We start from the raw sequence: 19691 nt of genomic DNA, 5'->3' as shown, positions 1-19691 counted from the left end.
CGCCGTGGGAAACTTGGCTTCAGGTAAAGCAGAACCACGCGACTGGGTACTGCAGAAGGGTCGGTATCATCTTCTGTCCAGCCGAGTTCGAAGGCCGGGCGAGGGCATCACGGCTTGCTTCTGACGAAGAGCGGGTCTTCGCCCTCGCCGTGATCGGCGGTGTCGTCCGTGGCCATACGGAATGCGTGCCAGGCCGTATCGGCACCGGGGACGCCGAAGTCTTCATCCATCCACCGGACGAAGGTCCTCGTCCCCATAATCGTCAAGTCGGCGCGGATGGCTCTGACGGCGTCACGCGCGTTCCTGTCGTCGACGATGACGATGATGTCTTCATCGAACTGGAGCGCTCGCTTCAAATCCTGCACGGCCGACAGGAGGCTTCGCTCGCCCCGGTCGGTCCAGGATGGACGCAGATCCTTCGGCTTGCCGGCGCGCTCCCAAAGAAGCATCTCCCGCCGGTACTTTTCTCCCTCCGAGGTTGCCAGGATGGTGACCCTGTGACTGTTCTTTTCCAGCCAAGCGGCAACGTACGTTCTCGTTGCCCGTCTTGGGTCTCTGTCGCTTCCCGGGTCTCTGACGGCTTCCGCCACCACCATGTCGGTGATCGTGACCTCGCATCCAGGTCGGAACAGCCAATCCAGCGCCTCGATGCATCCCAGCAAGGAAATAGGCGTGTTGTCCAAGATCAGGAAGCGCGGCTTCCGGACGTCAGGGCCTTCGGGACCGTCGATCACGCAGGTGAGCGTCCGAATTTCCTGCGCACGGCATCCAGCTCCGCTTCGACGGCCGCTTCATTCGTTTTTGCAAGGGCATCGGTTGCGATCGTCCTGGCAGCACTCTCGAAATTCTGGATATCGTATCCCAGCGGATCCGAGACATGACGAACTGTGACGCCGCGGCTCGCCAACAGGTCGGTGGGCAGCTCTTCCCCGGCGATCCGCTTCAATCTGCAGAATTCTTCCACGGACAGCATCACGTTCCTCGGTTTCCCGTGCGAGGTGATCACCGCTCCCTCCCGCGAAGCTGCTCTCTGGACGTCGCCGGTCTGTTTCTGAAGGTCGATGGAGGTGAAGGCCTGCATGAAATCCTCCTGGAGTGTTGGACGTATTATACGTCGTGAGAGCAGGGTCTCAAACAATCTCAGTGCGGGGTCCGGCGTCACCTGCAGACACCGTCGGCTCCTTCGGGCTGACTGAGGCGCGCCGGGATGCCTTTGGACGACCACACCCATGCAGTCACGCGCGTGCGCATTCGAGGCAGCAGGCTGCAGAGGCCGCTCCGCCGGCTCCGCTTCCTGACGTAACGGAAATTTCTTGTCGCCGCCCCGGCGGCGCGGTATCACCGGGATGGTGCCGATCGCTCGGCGTCGTCGAGGTCCGGCCCGCCGCGGGGCGGCCTTGCGGCCCGCCGGAGCGATCCCCGTGCCTCGGTGGGCGCCGCAGAAGCGCCTTCGACGTCTCATTCGCTGTGTCTCGAGCACAGCCGCGTCGGCAGGTCGGCCCCGGTCTCGGGCCGCTCCGGCGCAATCGTCCGGTGTCTCCTCCGCTCTTTCGTCGGGAGCGGTCGCGGTGCGCCGGGCAGGGGCATATCATCCACCGACCCATGGGCCTCGACCGATGACCGTAACGTACCGCTCCCGCCGCCTCGCGCTTCTCGCCGGCGTGGCTTTCCTCGTCGCCGCACCGGCCGATGCCGACCAGCTTCTGGCCCAGGCCGCGGCCGATTGCCGGGAGGCGAAGGACCACTTCGAGATCGCCCGCCAGATCGACACGCCGGAGGCCTATCAGGCCCATATCGATGCCTTCGGTGCCTGCCCCTATGCGAGCTTCGCCCGCATCCTGCAGGGCCAGAGCGAAGCGAGGGCCGGCCGATCAGGCGACGGCGCGGCCGGCGCCTCGGCGGTTGGGACCGGCGCGGAGAGCCCGGCGCCGCAGCTTTCGCAGCAGCCGGCAGCCCCGATGGCCCCGGACGACGCGGAAACGCCGCCGCCTGCTGCGGCCGAGGCCCCTCTGCCGGCCGCGCCGATGCAGGCCGGAACGGCCCCGGAGCCGCAGCCGCAGGCGAGGGAACCGGCGGCGCCCTCCGTCGCACGGGATCCCTTCTCGGGAGCCGGCGGCACGTCCGCCGGCAGCGACGCCGATCCCCGACCGGTTCCGATCCCCGCACCCGACGTCGCCGCGCCTGCCGCGCCGTCTGCTCCGGCCGATGCCGGCGACGTCGCCGCGCCGCAGGCGCCGACCGTCACGCCGCAGGTGCCCACGGACGAGGCCAAGCTCCTCGCCGACACGATGGTCGACCGGCTGAACGCGCTGCAGGGCGCGTCGAGCCAGAGCGGGCCGCGGTTCCGCTACGATTCCGCGGTTCTCGACCAGGGCGATCTCTTCGTCACCAATCTGCGGCTGACCAAGGACGACGGCCAGCCCAACTGGAGCGGCTTCGTCGCGCCCTCGACCGTGGTCCTGAAGCCGAAGCTCGAGGCGGACGGCACCCTGACGGCCAATTCGATCTTCATGACCAAGTCGAGCATCCGGGCGACCGAGCGGAACGGACCGAACGACCGGGTGGCGACGATCGCCTCGATCTCGATCCTCGATCCGCGCCTTACGGCCGTCGGCGCGACGCCCGCCAGCGACAGCCTCGGGCCGGCCGACCTGCGCGGCATCGACATCCGCTCGGTGACCGGCTTCGATCCGACCGGCGAACTCCTGACGATCGCCGCCATCCAGCTGACCACCAACGGCGTCTCCGACGGCCTGCCTCAGTCGGCGACCTTCAGCATCAAGAACCTCGCCTTCACGCCCGAACAGATGGCGAGGATCACCGAAACAAGCGTCGGCGATTTCGAAGGGCTCGGCCGGGACTTCTTCGACTTCACGCTGACGACCATGATGCAGCGCGACACCGCCGCCCAGAACCTCAAATTGACGGAAGTCGTGGAAATCGGCCGGGAGGGGAGCCTGACGGTCTCGACCGCGCTCGGGAACTTTTCGCCCGCCGACGTCCGTGCGCTGGTCTCCGCCGGCAATCCGGCGGCGCTCGTCGGTCTCGGGACGAGCCTCGAAGAAGCCGAGGTCAATTTCGTCAACACGTCGCTCGTCGACAAGGTTCTCGAAATCGCCGCCAAGGGCCAGAACATCGATCCGCCGTTGTTCCGCGCGGCCATTCCGACGGCCGCTCGTGATGCGATCCTCGGCTCCACGGGCAACACGACGCTCGCCGAAAACGCCGCCGATGCTCTGCGCGCGTTTTTGAGCGATCCGCGCTCGCTGCGCCTCTCGATCAAGCCGTCCGGGCCGGTGCCGCTCGTCGGAACCGCCTTCGCACTCGCCGGGGCCGCCGATCCGCTGCAGCAAATGGCGCTGCTCTCGCCGACCGTCTCGGTGAACGGCGGCGAGCCGGTGCCGCTGCTCGGGCCCGCGCCGGCCGCGCCTTCGGCCGAACCCGTCCCGTCCCCCGTGACGCCCGGCGGGACGGAGGATCTGACGCCACCTGCCGAGGACCGGCCGGATGCGCAGGTGCCGGTCGATCCGCTGCCGCTGGTGCCGTCGCCCGACGGCGTTCCCGCCGGGCCCCCGCCGGCGCTCGCGACGCCGGGCGACCCCGCCGCGCCGCGCCCTGGAGCCGCGACGGCGAGCGTCCTTGCCGAATGCGACCGCCTCGCCGCCGATTCCGACGATCCGACGAAGCCGGCCGAGATCGCCGGGGTGAAGGCGCCGGCCGACATCGACGTGACGAAGGCGGTGCCGGCCTGCGAGGCCGCCCATCGCCTGGCTCCCGGCGATGCCCGCGTCACCTTCCAGCTCGGCCGGTCCTATCAGGCGGCCGGGCGCGACGACGAGGCGGCAAGGCTCTACCGCGAGGCGGCCGAGGCGGGGCAGGCCGTCGCCCAGTATGAGCTGGCGCTGGCCTTCTACGACGGACGCGGCGTCGCGCCCGACCCGCGCCAGGCGGTCGACTGGCTGGAGAAATCCTCCGGCCAGGGCAACGGCTTCGCCAGGTATTTCCTCGGCATCGAGAAAGTGAACGGCACCACCATCCCGCAGGATTATGCCGAAGCCTACGCGCTGTTTCAGGACGCGGCGGCCTTCGGGGTCCCGGAAGCGCTCGTCGAGCTCGGCAAGATGGCCTATAGCGGCCAGGGCGTCGACGAAGACTACGCCAAGGCGTTCGACTTCTACCGTCAGGCGGCCGAAAAGGACGTGCCGGGCGGGCATTTCTACGTCGGCTTCATGGATGCCTTCGGCATCGGCGCGCCGGGTGCGACGCCGCTCGATGCGGCGAAGAGCATGATGACCGGGCTCTCCCAGGGCTATGCCGACGCCGAGGAACTGATCGTCACCGGGGGCGGCAAGATCTTCGAGACGCCGGTCCGTCAGGCGATCCAGGACTATCTGCGCGCCGAGGGCGTCTATCGCGGCCGCAGCGACGGCGTTTTCGGCCCGGCGACGCTGTCGGCGATCGATGCATGGCGGAAGGCGGGCCAGCGCGGCTGAGAGCGGAGCCGGCCGAAACGAACCGGGTCGGGCGCAGGGGCGGTCTTCGACGCGCGCGATCGCGAGATGCCGTCGGCCGCGGCCCTACCATGGCGGGCCGGACCGCCTAGCTTTGTCTGGGAAACGCAACCACCGGCAGGCAGGATGACGAGCATGGCAAAGCGGCGACTGGAGATCGACTCGGACGCATTCGATCCCGAGGCCACCGATCCCGAGCTCGTCGAGCTGACGGACTGGCTGCGCAAGGAGCACGGCCAGCGCCCCGATCCCTGGTCCATGCCGGTGGAGAAGGTCCGCAAGGCCCGCAAGGAGGGCAAGGGAATCTTCCCCTTCGCGCCGAAGGACAAGAAGGCCGAGACCCATGTCCATATCGGTTCGGCGGGCCGCGAGATCGCGATGCGGATCTTCCGGCCGACGGACGGCGCCACGCGCGGCAGCTTTCTGCATATCCACGGCGGCGGCTGGGTCTTCGGCGGGGCTGAGGAGGCCGATCCGCGGCTGCGCTCGCTTGCCGACGCGACGGGGCTGACGGTCGTCTCGGTCGAATATCGGCTGGCCCCCGAACATCCCTTTCCGGCGGCGCCGGACGACTGCGTCGACGTCGCCGTCGCGCTCGCCAACGGCCACCTGCCGGCGCCGCGCGGCTTCCTGGCCATCGGCGGGGAGTCGGCCGGCGCCCATCTCGCCGTCCTCACCCTGATCAGGCTGCGCGACGACTACAAGCTGCGCCCGTTCCGCGCGGCGCTTCTCGTCGCGGGCTGCTACGACCTGTCGCTGACGCCGAGCGTGCGGGCCGCCGGCGAAGACCGGCTCGTGCTGAGTGCCGAGGACGTCAAGGAATTCGTGCTGCGCTTCGTGCCGGACGCTTACTCCCTGAAGGATCCGGCCGTCTCGCCCCTTTACGCGGACCTGTCCGACCTGCCGCCGGCGCGCTTCAGCTGCGGCACCAGGGATCTGCTCGTTGACGACACGCTGTTCATGGCCAGCCGCTGGCTCGCCGCGGGCAATGCGGTCGACCTTCACCTGACGAATGGCGGCGTCCACGTCTTCGAAGCTTTCGGAACCGAAGCCGGCAAGAGATCGCTGACGGGCATGGAAGCTTATCTTCGCGAGCGGATCGATTTTCCGCTGTGACCGCGGGCACTTCTTTGCCGGGTAGCAATTTTGATGCGCCCGCCCGTGACCGTTCCGAACGGTGGTGAAACACCGCCAGTGCGGTGCGGCATTTGTGCAAACCGTTGAATGTCGCGGCAAATCGGCGGTCCCCGTGCTCGCTATCGGCGTGTCGTTAAGGTATCATTCACTTAAATTCGCCAAGGTGAGAGCGAGAAATTCTCCATCTGTCATTTTCGTGCCGCAGTTCTGAGCAAGTTCGAAATGACAGAAGGGGGCGCCCGCCGGGGGATACGGTCGGGCGCGACACGTCAGTCGAGGGGATGCCGGATGTTCGGACGAACACTTGGCGCTGGGCGTTCGGCCCTGCGTTTCGCAGCCGTGGCCGTCGCAACGCTGATGGCGGGCGCCGTCGCAACCAGCGCCGCGGCAGAGACGCGGACCCTGAAGTTCTACAATCTCCATACGCGGGAAAAGGCGGCCTTTTCCTACAAGGTCAACGGCCGCTACGATCAGGGCGAGCTGAAGAAGATCAACTGGTTCCTGCGCGACTGGCGCAAGGCGAAGGCGACGACCATGGATCCGGGTCTCCTCGACCTGATCTGGGAAGCCTACCGCCAGTCCGGTTCCCGCGATTACATCAACGTCATCTGCGGCTACCGCTCGCCGGCGACCAACGCGATGCTGCGGTCCCGCTCCTCGGGCGTCGCCAAGCAGAGCCAGCACACGCTCGGCCGCGCGCTCGACTTCTTCATTCCCGACGTGCCGCTCAAGAAGATGCGCGAGATCGGGCTGAAGATGCAGGTCGGCGGCGTCGGCTATTATCCCCGTTCGGGCTCGCCCTTCGTGCATTTCGACGTCGGCAACGCTCGCCATTGGCCGCGCATGAACCGGCGCGAGTTGCTGGCGGTCTTCCCGAACGGCGGGACGGTGCACGTGCCCTCCGACGGCAAGCCGCTGCCCGGCTATCAGCAGGCGCTCGCCTCCTACAAGTCGCGCCGTGGCCAGGCCGGCATCCAGGTCGCCAACGCCAGCTCATCGCGTTCGTCGGGCGGTGGCAAGTCGTTGATCGCGATGCTGTTCGGCGGCGGCGATTCGTCGGAAGAGGCCGAGGACAATGCCGACGTCGCGGCGCCGGCCCAGGCGCCGGCGAGAGCCGCTCCGGCCCCGGCAGCCGCTCGTGAAGTCCAGATCGCGGCGGTCGTGCCGCAGCCGCGGCCGAGCCGTGATCTCCCGACCGGTGTTTCGGTCCCCGTCGCCGACACCTTCGATACCGGTGCTCCGGCCGCTGCAGCGGCCCCCGCTGCAACGCAGATCGCCGCGCTCGAAGCTTCGCGTGTTCCGGTTCCGACCTTCGCTGCCCGCGCATCCGTCTCCTCCGCCGAGGGGAAGGTCTCCGACGAGACGGTCGGCGCTCTCGTGGCGGCTCTGGAGCAGGAAGAGCGTGGCGCCGGACCCGTCGCGGCCGGACAGCTCGCCTTCGCCGTTCCCACGCCGACCAATCGTCCGAATTTCGACGCCGTTCTGAACGGCGGCGTGAAGCCCGAGCCACGGCGTGAAGCCGTTGCCGCGCTGGAGGTCCTTGCCAACGAGCAGCGCGACCGCGTCGCCGCCGTCCTTCCGCAGAACCGCCCCGAAGGTCAGGCCAAGGCCGCCGATGCCAAGCCCGGCCTCAGGACGGTCGCCTATTCGGAGCGTCAGACGCCCCGCCAGGCGGCGAAGACTGCCGCGAAAGCCACGTCCGAAGAGGCGACGATCGAGGCCGAAATCCTCTCGGCGAAGGGCGGCCGCGTCGTTCGCATGGCGAACGGGGAGGCAGCGGGCGCCGTCCCGGGCCAGGACGCGATCTCCTCGCGTATCGCCTTCGCCTCGCTGGTTTCCGCGCCCCGCAAATCGGCCGAGAGTGCCGGCGCGCATCCGAGCGGCGAGCTCGGCCAGGCGCTGCGGGCAAAGGGTGTGACCCTGATCGAAGCGCGCTTCGCGGATTGAGCCGGCGTTCGGCCCCGCAATGCCGACAGGACAGCGGGATCGAGGACTAAAAGCCGCTCGCCGGCCGGACGCGAGACCATATCGATTTCCATTCGAGGCACCGCCCGTCTTTCGACCGGGCGGTGTCTTCGTTCATCGCCGAGGCGAAGATGATTTGCCTCCGGTCACGAGGGAGACCCGGGAAACGCAGGCTCCCGCGCTCGGTGTTCCGCGAGGACGCCGGTCTGGCGTATCGGCGTATCGCACCTGCACTTCGCTCGATCGCGCTGTATCGGTCTATACCGACCGACGCCTTGGCCGAGAAGTCCGCCGCCCTGCCGCCGCGCCTGGACGTCTTCGGCCTGTTCGTCGGTGTGGGGCCCATCGCGTTGCTCAAAGAGCGAGCGTCGCTCGAATGATGCCTTCGTCGCAGCGCAGGGATGGTCACGGGGGTCTGCGCCGACGATCCTGATGTGGGAGGGATCAGGAGACGCCACGGAAGCGCGAGGCGTCGGTCAGAGCGCCCGACCTCGTGTCGCAACGGTTGCGAGTTTCTGGCCTCGCATCGGAAACCAGGAAAGGGTTTACGGCAGGCCTTCGTGGCGTCCTCTTCCGGTTGTATATCGGGTTGAAACTATCCTGCCTTAAAGTCATTCCAAATTCAGACCGCAATCGGACGCAATCGCTCGCTGCGAAATTCTCGGGCCTGCCTCTGTAAGGCTCGTCCCAGTCCCGGTCGCGATGTCATGGTCGACATCCGCTCGAAGCCAAAGCCGTGTTTCGAATCTTGCCGGCTTGTAATGTGGAGCCGTTTGTTCGCGTTCGCGGCGGTGCTGCTTGTCGATTCGTCCGAGAACCAAAAAAACCTCTTTCGGTTGTACGCGTTCGGATGAAGTTTCACGGTTTCGTTGCCGGCAACCTGCAAGCGTCGCGCCTTCACATTATTGTATTTGCTTGCTGCTACGCCCGGATTGCGAGGTTGATGGGGGGATAAATCTAAAAAAATAGAAATCTCCTATTGACAGCAAGTAAATCGGCATAAATACAGGACAACAAGGCACAACGATGGTTTTGTGCTCGCGTGCGTTCACTGAAGGTCGGCAGTGCTCTCCGGCTGATCGCGCGAAATAATTTTGAGACACTGCCCTCAAATGAACGATCGGGTGATAAATTGGATCAGATCGAGGCAATCGATAACAACGAAATGCTCATGGAGCTTACGGCCGAGGTCGTCGCTGCTTACGTCAGCAACAATTCGCTGCCCGTTTCGGAGCTGCCCAGCTTGATCGCGGATGTATACGGCGCGTTGGGCCGGACGACGACGGTGCCGTCGGCGCCGCAGGTCGAAAAGCCGAAGCCGGCGGTTCCCGTCAAGAAGTCCGTGACGGACGATTACATCGTCTGTCTCGAGGACGGCAAGAAGTTCAAGTCGTTGAAGCGTCATCTGATGACGCATTACAACCTGACGCCGGAAGAGTACCGCGAGAAGTGGGACTTGGCGGCTGACTATCCGATGGTCGCGCCGAACTATGCGGCTGCGCGTTCGCGCCTTGCCAAGCAGATGGGCCTCGGCCACAAGCGCCGCCGCGGTCGCTGAACGAAGCTTCCGGTGCCCGGATCTCCAACGGTTCGGGTGCCGGTCTTGTCGCCGTGAGCCTTGCTCCCGGACGATGGGCAAAGGTGAGCGATCGTCTCGCCGGGAGACTTTGCCTCGCCCGTTACTTTCGCGGATGCGAGCGCATCTGCGCTGGTGATCGCGGCGACGCGACGCGTCGCGTGCGAAGGGACGGACGAGTGCCTTCCCTTTCGCCGAGCCATTGGCGACGTCGGCAACGCCGGCCGTGCGTCGCGCATGGCATGGGCGACGCCGTGTCTCCGTCTCTGGCTGAGCCGCCATGCTCGCCCAAAAAGGCGGTTGCGCGCGCTCCAGCCCGCTTCAGCCGCTCCGGCCCGCGTCAAAGTTTGCCGATGACGTAGCTGACCAGATGATTGGCGTAATAGGCGTAGCCTTCGGCCGAAGCGTGGAAGCCATCGCGCGAAAAGCCCGCGGGTTCGACCCGGGGCAGGGTGGTGGCGACGATTGCGCCGCGCTCGGCGCAGAGCCTTGCGCCGATCTTCCGCACGATGCGCGCCCGCAGCTCCAGCACATGGGCGAGGCCTCTCGGCAGGGCGGGCACGCGCTTCAGATCGACCGGCGGCGACCAGACGATCCGCGCCTCTGGCCATTTGGCCTTCAGCGCATAGAGCAGGCTCCCGAAGCTCTTCTTGAAGCGCCGGCCGCCGTGAAAGTTCTTGGCGTCGTTGGTGCCGATCATCAGGACGATGTGGGTGAAGGCCTCGCGGGCGAGATTCGGCACCACGTGATCGCGGATCTCCGCAGACACGGCGGAGTTCGCGCCCGCCATGCGCCAGAACACCGAGCGGCCGGTCAGGGCGACGATCCGCTCGGCCAGCTTCGGCCCCAGCGCGTCGTCGACGTGGTCGACGCCGACGCCGGCTGCAGAAGAGTCCCCGATCACCAGAAGCTTCACGGTCGTCTCGCTGCGTGCGTCGGCGCCGAGGACGCCGCTCGTCGCGCCGTCCGGCGGCGTCATGCGCAGGACGCGCCGCCGGGTCTGCACGCCCTGCCAGACATAGACGGGCAGGAGCAGCCAGGAGATCAGCCCGGTCTTGAACGAGGCCGCGAGACCGCCCGGGTCGAAATCGCCGCCGAGATTGCCGAATCCGGCGGGTGTGCCGCCGGAAAATTCCGTGCGCGGTGTCATCATGCCTTCAGAACCTCGACCCCGGGCAGGGCCTTGCCCTCCATCCATTCGAGAAAGGCGCCGCCCGCCGTCGAAACATAGCTGAAGTCGGCCGCCGCGCCAGCCTGGTTGAGCGCCGCGACGGTGTCGCCGCCGCCGGCGACCGAGACGAGCTTGCCCGCCCGTGTGAGCTCCGCCGCATGGCGGGCCGCGGCCACCGTCGCCCTGTCGAAGGGCTCGATCTCGAAGGCGCCGAGCGGGCCGTTCCAGACCAGCGTCTTCGCCCTGTCGAGCCAGGCGTTGACCGCCTCGACGCTCTTCGGCCCCGTGTCGAGGATCATCGCATCCTGCGGCACGGCGCCGACATCCACTGTCTCGCTGGCCGCGCCCGCCTTGAACTCGCGCGCGACCACCGCGTCCACCGGCAGCACGATCTCGCAGCCGGCCGCCTTCGCCGCCTCGACGATCGCCCGCGCGGTCTCGGCCAGATCGTGCTCGCAGAGCGACTTGCCGACGGAAATGCCGTCCGCGGCGAGGAAGGTGTTGGCCATGCCGCCGCCGATCACCAGCGCGTCGACGCGGGCAACGAGGTTCTGCAACAGGTCGATCTTCGACGAGACCTTGGCGCCGCCGACGACGGCGACGACCGGGCGCTCGGGATTGCCGAGGCCCTTTTCGAGGGCTTCGAGCTCGGCCTGCATGGTCCGCCCGGCATAGGAGGGCAGGTGGTGGGCGAGCCCTTCCGTCGAGGCGTGGGCCCGGTGTGCGGCGGAGAAGGCGTCGTTGACATAGACGTCGCCGAGCGAGGCGAGGGCGTCGACGAATTCGGCATCGTTCGCCTCCTCGCCGGCATGGAAGCGGGTGTTTTCGAGGAGCACCACGTCGCCGTCCGTCAGCGCCGCGACGATGCCGGCCGCGACCGGGCCGGTGCAGTCGTCGGCAAAGCCCACCGGCCGCCCGAGCATTTCGGAGAGGACCGGGGCGATCGGCTCGAGCGACATCTCCGGGTTCGGCTTGCCCTTCGGCCGGCCGAAATGGGCGAGCAGGATCACCCGGCCGCCCTTTTCCGAGATTTCCCGGATCGTCGGCAGAACCCGCTCGATCCGCGTCCTGTCGGTGACGGCGCCGTCCTTCATCGGCACGTTGAGGTCGACGCGCAGGAGCACGCGCTTGCCGGTCACATCCGCATCGTCGAGGGTCTTGAACTTCGTCATGGCTGGCGTCTCTCCTGTCAGGGCCGTCCCGAACGCCGTCCGCCTTTCGCCGCCTGTGCAAAGCAGGGCGAAGGTGAAGCGGCGTCGCGCGGCACGCGTCGATGGTTTCGTAGCCTTGCCGGGCGGCAGCGTCCAGATCAGCTGCCTTAACCGCCCGCCTCAGGAATCCTTCGCCGGCCGCCCGAACAGCCGCCGCAGCATCGCCAAAAGATCCCGCCGGCCGAAGAACAGCGGGATCTGGCTGCCGCGCCCGCTTTCCGGCACCAGCGACAGTCCGGCCGCGACGATGGCGCCGTCGAGGCCGATCTGCCGGACGATCAGCTCGACCGGCGCGGCGGCGACCCGGTCGCCATAGTCCGCCTCGCCGCCGAGCCGGGCAATCATCATCTCCGACACCGTCATCGCCTCCTCGCCCGGCTGCAGCCGGACGCCATAGGCCTCCGCGAGGCCCGCGGCCCGCGCCGACGGATCGATGGCGAAGTCGCCGAAGAACTCCGCATCGTCGGGGTTGAGCTCGGCCGGCCTTGCGAACAGCCGGTCGAGCAGCGGCGGATAGCGCGGCGAGATGAACAGGAAGACGTAGTCGCCGGCCATCAGCCGCCCGGCATATTGCGCGCGCATCGAGCGCCCCTCGCGGATCACCAGCGAGGGCCGCGCCCAGCGCGGGATCCGCTCGCCGCGCGCCACCGGGCTTCCCTCGACGACGCGGTAGGAGAGGAGCTCGTGGTCGGGCGAACCGGGAAGCTCCAGCTCGTATTTCTCGATGGCGCCGGTGCGCGGCGGCACGACGAGGCCGAGCCTTCTCGCGACGCTGGAGATGGTCCAACCCTGCAACAACAGCGAGACGAGGACGATGATGAAGGCGGCGTTGAAGAACAGCCGCGAATCGTCGAGCCCGCCGATCAAGGGCACGATGGCGAGGAGGATCGAGACCGCGCCTCGCAGGCCCACCCAGGAGACGAAGGCCATCTCCCGGCGCTGGAAGTCGAAGGGCAGGAGGCAGAGCCAGACGGCGAAGGGCCGCGCGACGAAGATCAGGAAGGCGGCGAGAAGCAGCGCCGGCCACAGGATGTCCATGAACTGCGAGGGCGTCGCCAGAAGCCCGAGGATCAGGAACATGACGATCTGGGCGAGCCAGGTCAGCCCGTCCTGGAAGCGCTTGATCGTCGTCGCATTGGCGAGCTTGGCGTTGCCGGCATAAAGCCCCGCGACATAGACGGCGAGGAAACCCGAGCCGCCGACGGCGCCGACCGCCGCGAACACCGACAGCGCCAGCGCCAGCGTGATGATCGGCAACAGGCCGGGATCGATCGCGAGCCGCCGGATCAAGGCGACGATCATCATCCCGCCGAGAAAGCCGCCGAGAAGGCCGATGGTCATCTGGCCGAGCAGCCCGAGCGCGACGTCGATGCCGACGGAATCGATCCCCGCGCCGGCCGCGATCGTCTCGACCAGCGCGACGGTGAGGAAGATCGCCATCGGATCGTTGGTGCCGGATTCGATCTCGAGCAGCGAGCGCACCCGGTCCCGGATCGTGATGCCGCCGACGCGCAGGAGGAAGAACACCGCCGCCGCATCCGTCGACCCGACGATCGCGCCGAGGAGCAGCCCCTCGACCAGCGGAATGTTCAAAAGCCACGTGGCGGCGAGGCCGAACAGGATCGCCGTGCCGAGCACCCCGACGGTCGCGAGCGTCAGCGCGGGCGCTGCGGCCAGCCGGAAGGTGGCGATGCGCGTGCCGAAGCCGGAATCGAACAGGATGATGGCCAGCGCGATCGTCCCGACGAAATAGGCGAGCCCCGCATTGTCGAAGTCGATGCCGATCCCGTCCACCCCCGCGACGAGCCCGATCGACAGGAACAGAAGCAGCAGCGGGGCGCCGAAGCGAAAGGCGAGCAGGCTGGAAAATGCGGCGACGACGATGAGGACGGTGCCGACGAGAATCAGGACATAAAGGGATTCCAGCATCGGCTGCGGCGGGTCTCTCGGGCTGGTGGGGCGGGGATGGGGCGGAGGTGGCGCCGCCGGGAGAGGATGTAGGGGAGTTTGGGGGAATGGGTACGGTGGTGGGGCGAGGAAAGGGAGGAGGAGGGCGCGGGATGGTCTGCGGGATTGCGCCCAAAAAGGTGGATCTAATGCAGGGACACAAAGTCGTGGGAGCGAAGCGCTCACCGCCTTTTTTCCAAGTCTTTCGATTGCTGTCGCCACCTCCGTCCGTTGGTCGAAATTTGTTTTCGAAGGAGACTCACATGGTGGCCATGCAGGGCATCGTGTGATTCTTCAATTAGATCGCGAAATCTCAGAGCGATTCAGCAGGCTTGCTCAATGCAATCTTGGTTGTAATCTGAACGAACACAAATCGAGCTGCGGGGGAGCGGAATGCTAGCCGAGATCAGGACGGAATATGAAAACGGACGGTTGATGCTACTCCTTGGCGCAGGGGCGTCCTGCGATGCACGAGATAGCAGAGGGTTGAACCTTCCGCTTGGCAGTGCACTCGCATCGGAATTGGCGGAACTAAAATCGAAGCCGTACCGGGGCGAAACTTTAGGAAAGGTCTACTCAACCATAGCAGCATCGGACGCAGCGGGCCTTCACCGGTACTTCCAAGATCGCCTGACCAACACGACCCCCAGCGATGCGCAGACAATCATCGCTCAATTTCCGTGGCAGCGCATCTACACGCTGAATATAGACGACAGCATGGAGAACGCTCTTAGAGCGGCAAAGACGCAGAAGCTTCAGGTTTTTTCGCGCAAACAGCCGCTCGAAGAGGTCAGCCCTGTCTACGACACCGTTCAACTTATCAAATTGAACGGATCCGCGGATCGACCTCAGGATGGGTTCGTGTTCTCTCCTCGTGAGTACGGCGAAGGCGCTAGTAATCTGCCGATCTGGTACAAGGAGCTAGGGCAAAACCACAGCAACTACACGTTCGTGTTCATTGGTAGCGAACTCGACGAACCGTTATTCCAGCACGTCATGGCCGAAATGCGGGAAACCAACCAACGAAACCCGGTGCGTGGATACGCGATAACCCCAAATGCCACGCAGATTGATGTCGATCACCTCGAAACGCTGAACATAAGACACATCTCAGGGAGGCTGAAGGACTTCTCAGATTGGCTGTCGAGCGAGTTTCCGACGCCGCCTTCAGGATGGGATATCGCCTGCAATCGACGTCCAGAGATGCGAGGTTTCATTCGGCTTAGTGACACGCAGAAGAGAACCCTCAATAGTGTGACGCTTGTCGGTTCAGAAAGCCTCCCCAAGCCGTCAGAAAAGCAGTCGGCCGGCGCCATTCGGGAATTTTACAAGGGGTACAAGCCAACCTGGCGGGACATCGTCGATGACATCCCGGGCCATCTCGAATTCATAGAGACATTCTCGAGGATGGTGGAGGACGAATACAAGGGGAAAAGGCTGATAGCTCTGACTGGGCCGGCGGGCTCTGGGAAGAGCACTGCGCTCATGATGACAGCTCTCAACCTGAGCCAAACTTCCGGTAAAAGCGTCTACTTCCTAAGGGAAGCGGTCAGTGACATCAAAGACGTCATCGCAACGCTCGAGGACGCGAACCCAAAGCCATTCTACCTTTTCATCGATAAGATCCAGGACATGCATGCAGACCTCGCTGAAGTCCTCTCTGGTGCCGAAGCTAAGAACGTATGTATAGTCGTCTCCGAACGGCTCAACGTTTGGAAGCGACATGTGAGTGCATCATTCGTCGATATGGACTTCAAGACATATACCGTCAGAAAAATCACGAAGGATGACGTTCCCAAAATCTTGCAGCGGCTGGAGAAATATGGTCCGTGGACCCGCCTTGAGAAGATGAAGCCGGCCGACCGTTCGCATGAGATCTTTCGCAAAGCCGACAGGCAACTTTTGATTGGGCTAATGGAAGCCACGACCGGTCTCGGTTTCACTAAAATAATCGAGAATGATTTCCAAAACCTGCCTGGTGAAAGCCAGAGGAAATTTTTAATACTCGTTGGATTGGCTAGCAATCATCGATCAACGCTCAGCTTTTCATTGGTTGGCAAATCTCTTCTCGAATTAGGTGTCGAGGAGGACATCAACATTCTTCGGGATGATACTGAAGGCATCGTCATTGCGGATACAGGTAAGCTTGCGGCTCGGCATCCGGTCTACATTAGGGAATTGTTCGAGAAAATCGCTACGACGACGATGATACGAGACTGCATTGTCGCGCTGTTGAAATCATTCGCAGATTATGATGCGCCTGTGATCAAGCACGTGGGCAAAGCGGATGGCGTGGTATTCAAGTCCATTATCAACCATCGCTTTGTAAAAGACATTCTTCGTGGAGATGAAGAAAAAATCATTTCCGTATACAGCGCTTTTGAAACGCAGTTTCACATCGACGGTTTGTATTGGCTTCAATACGGGTTAGCGTTAAGAGCGATGAATCGGCATAAAGAAGCTATGGAGATGCTCAGAACAGCGAGATCGGCATATTTGTCACCGCATATTGAACATGCATTTGCGCAGCAACTTCTGATCATTGCCGCAGATAAGGGCTCTTGGGATGAGGCAGAACCTTTATTGGAAGAGGCGATCACCACGTTGCGAGAGCTTCAGCGCAAATCGGGCGTGGAAGATACCTATCCAATCGTTACGCTTGCAGAGGGGCATATATCAGTCCTCAACAAATTCCTGGGACGAGATAAGCCGAAGCAGGTCGCTCAGCAGTATGCGAATGAGCTTCTAGTGGCGCAACGTAAGCATCCCAGTCCGCGCTTGGAGGAGGCGGCCACGAACGTCATCAATTACGCGACGAACGGGATCTGGAAAGAGGCCTATGGTCCTGAATACGCGACATAAACCTGGAATTTCCCTAGGATTCCCACGATAATCCTGAGGGTGTTCGATACTCTGAAAGTTCACTTTCACGGCGACCAGACGCTGTCTGCATTATTCCGCCTATGATAGCCGCAAATTTCGCCCGCTCAAAAAGATATCCCCACCCCCTCGCGCCGCCCGTATCATCCCCCGACCGCCGGCCCACGGAACGGGCGCGAATGATCACCGGGATCGTTCGGGGGCCGGCGGGCGGTGTCCGCGGCGGTGCGCTCTTCCGGAGGGTGGCCGTCCCGGACGGTTGCGAGGCGCCGCTGGCCCCTCCTCGACTATGCGGGGGGTGCGGATCGGTCCGCTTGACCGGAGGCATCCGGGAAGCGCCAGCCGCCATCGCGACGACCCGTCCCCGCCGCGGCAGCGTCGGGGTCGCCGAAAAGGCAGCGGGTCGGAGCGATGCATCGCGACCGTAGCGCGCCGCGCGGGATGCCGGAGGCGGACCGTACAGACAAAAAGTTCGGAGGGTCTGCCTCCGGCATCCCGTCGCCCGCCCCGTGGAGCGCGGCGGCCGAAACGACGCTCCATCCCTTCGCGGCTTTCGCCGGCGAGGCCGTTTTCGCGCGCCCCGGCGTCAACGGGCAGGCGGGCGGCCTCGGGCGGGCCGGCTGGCGCCGGCCGGCGATCCGCTCCCGCGCCGCACCGGCCGGGCGCTAGCCATACATCACCCCCGGCAGCCAGGTGATGATCTCGGGAAACACCATGCAGAGGACGAGCCCGATCAGCTGGATCATCAGGAACGGGATCGCCGCCTTGAAGATTCGGGTCATGGGGATTTCCGGCGGCGCGACGCCCCTGAGATAGAACAGCGCATAGCCGAAGGGCGGCGACAGGAAGCTCATCTGCATGTTGACGAGATAAAGGACGCCGAACCACAAAACGAGGTCGTCGCCGCTGTCGAGGCCGAAGGCCGCCGCGCCGAGGCCCTTGATGATCGGCACGAAGATCGGCACGCAGAGGAGCAGGATGCCGACCCAGTCGAGGAACATGCCGAGGAAGATCAGGATCAGCTGCATGAAGATCAGGATGCCCCACGGCCCGAGCCCCATGCCCTGCATCGCGCCGGCGACGAACTGCTGGCCGCCTTCGAGCACATAGAGGCCGACGAAGATCGTCGCGCCGAACATGATCCAGATGACCATGGCGGTGGCCTTCAGCGTGGTGAGGCACGCGCCCTGGACGGTCGGCCAGTCGAGCTTGCGATGGATCGCCGCGACGATGAAGGCGCCGAAGGTGCCGATGCCGGCCGCCTCGACCGGCGTCGCGACGCCGGAGAAGATGACGCCGAGGACGACGACGATGAGGGCGATCGGCGCCGACATCTTCGACATCACCCGCACCTTTTCGGAGAACGAGATGCGCTCTTCCGGCGGCGCGGGCGGGCCGAGCTCGGGATTGATGTAGGAGCGCGCGACGACATAGACGACATAGAGGCCGGAGAGAAGAAGGCCCGGAAAGACCGCGCCGATGAACAGCTCGCCGACGGATTGTTCGGCGACGACGGCATAGATGATGGCGAGGATCGACGGCGGGATCAGGATGCCGAGCGTGCCGCCGGCCATGATCGAGCCCATGGCGATCTCGGGATCGTAGTGCCGCTTCAGCATGGCGGGCAGCGCGATGATGCCCATCGTCACCACCGCCGCGCCGATGACGCCGACCATCGCGGCGAGGATGGTCGAGGCGATGATCGTCGCCGCCGCGAGCCCGCCCTTCACGCCGCCGAGCACCTTGTAGATGACGTCGAACATGTCGTTGATGATGCCCGCCCGCTCGAGCATCGCCGCCATGAAGATGAACAGCGGGATCGCCGAGAGCTGGTAGTTCGTCATCAAGGGGAAGATGCGCGAGGGCACGATGTTCAGCGTCTGCCAGTCGCCGAGGACGAAGAGGAAGACGCAGGCGAGGCCGCCGGTGACGAAGGCGAGCGGCAGGCCGGCCATCAAGAGCAGCAACAGGCTGCCGAACATGATCAGCGTCAGCCAGCCGATGTCGATTTCGAGACCCATCGCTCAGGCCCTTTCCGCGGTGCCGGCGGGGCCGGGGGAGCCGGTCGCGAGCGTTCGAAAATCCTGGGCGAGCTTGGCGACGCCCTGCAGGAGGAGAAGGACGGCGCCGACGACGATCGCCCATTTGAACGGCCAGTAGGCGAGCTGCCATTCGGTGAACGAAACCTCGTTCACCCGCGTCGCATCGGCGGCGAAGATCCAGCCGGTGACGAGGAGGACGCCGGCGAAGATGAAGAAGAACACCGAGGTCAGGATGTCGGCCAGCGCCTTTCGGCGGGGCGACAGCGGCGCGTAGAAGATGTCGACCCGCACATGGCTTTCCGACAGCATCGCATAGGCGCCCATGATCAGGTACTGCATCCCGAACATGAGATACATGCCCTCATGGGCCCAGTTGGTCGGCGAGTTGAAGACGTAGCGGGCGACGACTTCGTAGTAGTAGACGAAGACGGCGATGACCGCCCAGTAGGAGACGAACTCGCCCGAATAGAAAGACAAGCGGTCGATCCAGCCGGTCCAGCCGGCATGGATGTTGGCGCGGTCCTTGACGAATTCCGAGGAGAGGGCCGGCAGCGGCTCTTCGCCCTCTGTCCGCGCCTCGCCGAGCTTGCGGTTGGCCCGGCGCACCAGGAAGGGCATGAGCACCGCATCGATCGCGACGAGAACCGCGATCACCAGGAAGGTGACGAAGGCGACGGTTTCCCAGAAGGCGCGGTCGGCGCCCGCCGTGTCGGCGATCGCCTGCTGCTCCTGAAGGTCGGTGCGGGAGGCTTCCAGCCGCTCGCGCGAGCTTTCGAGCCGCCGCTCCTCGCGCTGCAGCCGCCGCTCGGCGGCGCGCTGGGTGAAGGAGCCTTCCTCCGCCGCCGCGATCTCGTCCCTCAGCGCCGCCAGCGTCGCGTCGGCCTCGGCGAGGCGCGGCTCCTCCCGCTCGATCGTCCCCTGCGACACCCGCACGATGTTCGCCGCGTCGGAATAGGCGGCTCGGGCGTCGCGCTGATGGGCGTTGGCGAAGAGGATGACGAAGAACAGGGGCAGGAACAGGAGACCCCACCAGATGCTCTTCAGATAGAAGCGGTGAAGCCCCAGCATGCCGCCGGTGATCAGGACGAAATAGGCGAGCGGCAGGGAGTAGAGCCGCGGTCCGTCGCCTCGCCCGCGCCGCGCCATGATCATCGCGACGACGGGGAAGACGACGAGCAGCGCCCAGTACAGCCAGTGCGGCAGTACGAAGGTCAAACTCGGCATGGGCTGATCCTGGGTGAGGGGAAGGAC

The 19691-nt window shown here is 65.1% G+C and carries 13 protein-coding genes; 6 read left to right on the top strand and 7 right to left on the bottom strand.

Features of this window, described 5'->3' with window-relative positions:
* Positions 1–107 precede the first annotated feature (107 nt).
* Positions 108–734, bottom strand: a complete 627-nt coding sequence (locus LZD57_RS02980) for a hypothetical protein (RefSeq protein WP_233717638.1) — start codon at positions 732–734, stop codon at positions 108–110.
* Positions 731–1081: a type II toxin-antitoxin system Phd/YefM family antitoxin gene (locus LZD57_RS02975; RefSeq protein ID WP_233717637.1), complete on the bottom strand. Its 351-nt coding sequence runs from the start codon at positions 1079–1081 to the stop codon at positions 731–733. Before LZD57_RS02975 ends, LZD57_RS02980 begins: the two co-directional genes overlap by 4 nt.
* Before the next feature lie 535 nt (positions 1082–1616).
* Between LZD57_RS02975 and LZD57_RS02970 the strand changes: the two genes are divergently transcribed.
* From LZD57_RS02970 to LZD57_RS02950, 5 genes are all read left to right on the top strand, one after another.
* Positions 1617–4493 carry a tetratricopeptide repeat protein gene (locus tag LZD57_RS02970; RefSeq protein WP_233717636.1) on the top strand — a complete coding sequence of 959 codons (2877 nt, stop codon included), beginning with the start codon at positions 1617–1619 and terminating at the stop codon, positions 4491–4493.
* 153 nt (positions 4494–4646) lie between these two features.
* Positions 4647–5627: an alpha/beta hydrolase gene (locus LZD57_RS02965; protein ID WP_233717635.1), complete on the top strand. Its 981-nt coding sequence runs from the start codon at positions 4647–4649 to the stop codon at positions 5625–5627.
* 360 nt (positions 5628–5987) lie between these two features.
* Entirely contained in the window at positions 5988–7595 is a 1608-nt protein-coding gene (locus tag LZD57_RS02960; RefSeq protein WP_233717634.1) for a peptidoglycan L,D-endopeptidase MepK, read from the top strand.
* A gap of 203 nt (positions 7596–7798) precedes the next feature.
* The gene (locus LZD57_RS02955; RefSeq protein WP_233717633.1) at positions 7799–7993 is read left to right on the top strand and encodes a hypothetical protein; all 195 of its coding nucleotides are present in this window, start codon (positions 7799–7801) and stop codon (positions 7991–7993) included.
* 785 nt (positions 7994–8778) lie between these two features.
* Positions 8779–9171: a Ros/MucR family transcriptional regulator gene (locus LZD57_RS02950; protein ID WP_233717899.1), complete on the top strand. Its 393-nt coding sequence runs from the start codon at positions 8779–8781 to the stop codon at positions 9169–9171.
* Positions 9172–9529: 358 nt separating this feature from the next.
* On the opposite strand, the gene LZD57_RS02945 is transcribed toward LZD57_RS02950, so the two are convergent.
* The 3 genes from LZD57_RS02945 to LZD57_RS02935 form a co-directional block, all read right to left on the bottom strand.
* Positions 9530–10342 (bottom strand): SGNH/GDSL hydrolase family protein, encoded by an 813-nt coding sequence (locus tag LZD57_RS02945; protein WP_233717632.1) that lies wholly within the window; start codon positions 10340–10342, stop codon positions 9530–9532.
* Positions 10339–11532, bottom strand: a complete 1194-nt coding sequence (locus LZD57_RS02940) for a phosphoglycerate kinase (RefSeq protein ID WP_233717631.1) — start codon at positions 11530–11532, stop codon at positions 10339–10341. The genes LZD57_RS02945 and LZD57_RS02940 overlap by 4 nt, the downstream gene beginning before the upstream one ends.
* A gap of 159 nt (positions 11533–11691) precedes the next feature.
* Positions 11692–13500 carry a potassium/proton antiporter gene (locus LZD57_RS02935; RefSeq protein WP_233717630.1) on the bottom strand — a complete coding sequence of 603 codons (1809 nt, stop codon included), beginning with the start codon at positions 13498–13500 and terminating at the stop codon, positions 11692–11694.
* Between the two features lie 411 nt (positions 13501–13911).
* Here LZD57_RS02935 and LZD57_RS02930 point away from each other — a divergent pair, with 411 nt between their 5' ends.
* A complete protein-coding gene (locus tag LZD57_RS02930) occupies positions 13912–16380 on the top strand; it encodes a P-loop NTPase (protein ID WP_233717629.1) in 2469 nt (822 codons plus the stop codon).
* Between the two features lie 683 nt (positions 16381–17063).
* On the opposite strand, the gene LZD57_RS02925 is transcribed toward LZD57_RS02930, so the two are convergent.
* Together LZD57_RS02925 and LZD57_RS02920 are read right to left on the bottom strand one after the other, a co-directional pair.
* Positions 17064–18419, bottom strand: a complete 1356-nt coding sequence (locus LZD57_RS02925) for a TRAP transporter large permease (RefSeq protein WP_233717628.1) — start codon at positions 18417–18419, stop codon at positions 17064–17066.
* 3 nt (positions 18420–18422) lie between these two features.
* A complete protein-coding gene (locus tag LZD57_RS02920; RefSeq protein WP_233717627.1) occupies positions 18423–19664 on the bottom strand; it encodes a TRAP transporter small permease subunit in 1242 nt (413 codons plus the stop codon).
* Positions 19665–19691: the final 27 nt, after the last annotated feature.

The organism is Jiella avicenniae, assembly GCF_021390325.1.
Classification (GTDB): domain Bacteria; phylum Pseudomonadota; class Alphaproteobacteria; order Rhizobiales; family Rhizobiaceae; genus Jiella; species Jiella avicenniae.
The sequence above is the reverse complement of the archived record's forward strand: the minus strand, read 5'-3'. Positions and strand labels throughout refer to the sequence as shown.

Bases quoted from the DNA above. Each gene is read 5' to 3' on its own strand.
- LZD57_RS02975 (WP_233717637.1), bottom strand. From the start codon at position 1,081: ATGCAGGCCTTCACCTCCATCGACCTTCAGAAACAGACCGGCGACGTC.
- LZD57_RS02970 (WP_233717636.1), top strand. From the start codon at position 1,617: ATGACCGTAACGTACCGCTCCCGCCGCCTCGCGCTTCTCGCCGGCGTG.
- LZD57_RS02965 (WP_233717635.1), top strand. From the start codon at position 4,647: ATGGCAAAGCGGCGACTGGAGATCGACTCGGACGCATTCGATCCCGAG.
- LZD57_RS02950 (WP_233717899.1), top strand. From the start codon at position 8,779: ATGCTCATGGAGCTTACGGCCGAGGTCGTCGCTGCTTACGTCAGCAAC.
- LZD57_RS02945 (WP_233717632.1), bottom strand. From the start codon at position 10,342: ATGATGACACCGCGCACGGAATTTTCCGGCGGCACACCCGCCGGATTC.
- LZD57_RS02940 (WP_233717631.1), bottom strand. From the start codon at position 11,532: ATGACGAAGTTCAAGACCCTCGACGATGCGGATGTGACCGGCAAGCGC.
- LZD57_RS02935 (WP_233717630.1), bottom strand. From the start codon at position 13,500: ATGCTGGAATCCCTTTATGTCCTGATTCTCGTCGGCACCGTCCTCATC.
- LZD57_RS02930 (WP_233717629.1), top strand. From the start codon at position 13,912: ATGCTAGCCGAGATCAGGACGGAATATGAAAACGGACGGTTGATGCTA.
- LZD57_RS02925 (WP_233717628.1), bottom strand. From the start codon at position 18,419: ATGGGTCTCGAAATCGACATCGGCTGGCTGACGCTGATCATGTTCGGC.
- LZD57_RS02920 (WP_233717627.1), bottom strand. From the start codon at position 19,664: ATGCCGAGTTTGACCTTCGTACTGCCGCACTGGCTGTACTGGGCGCTG.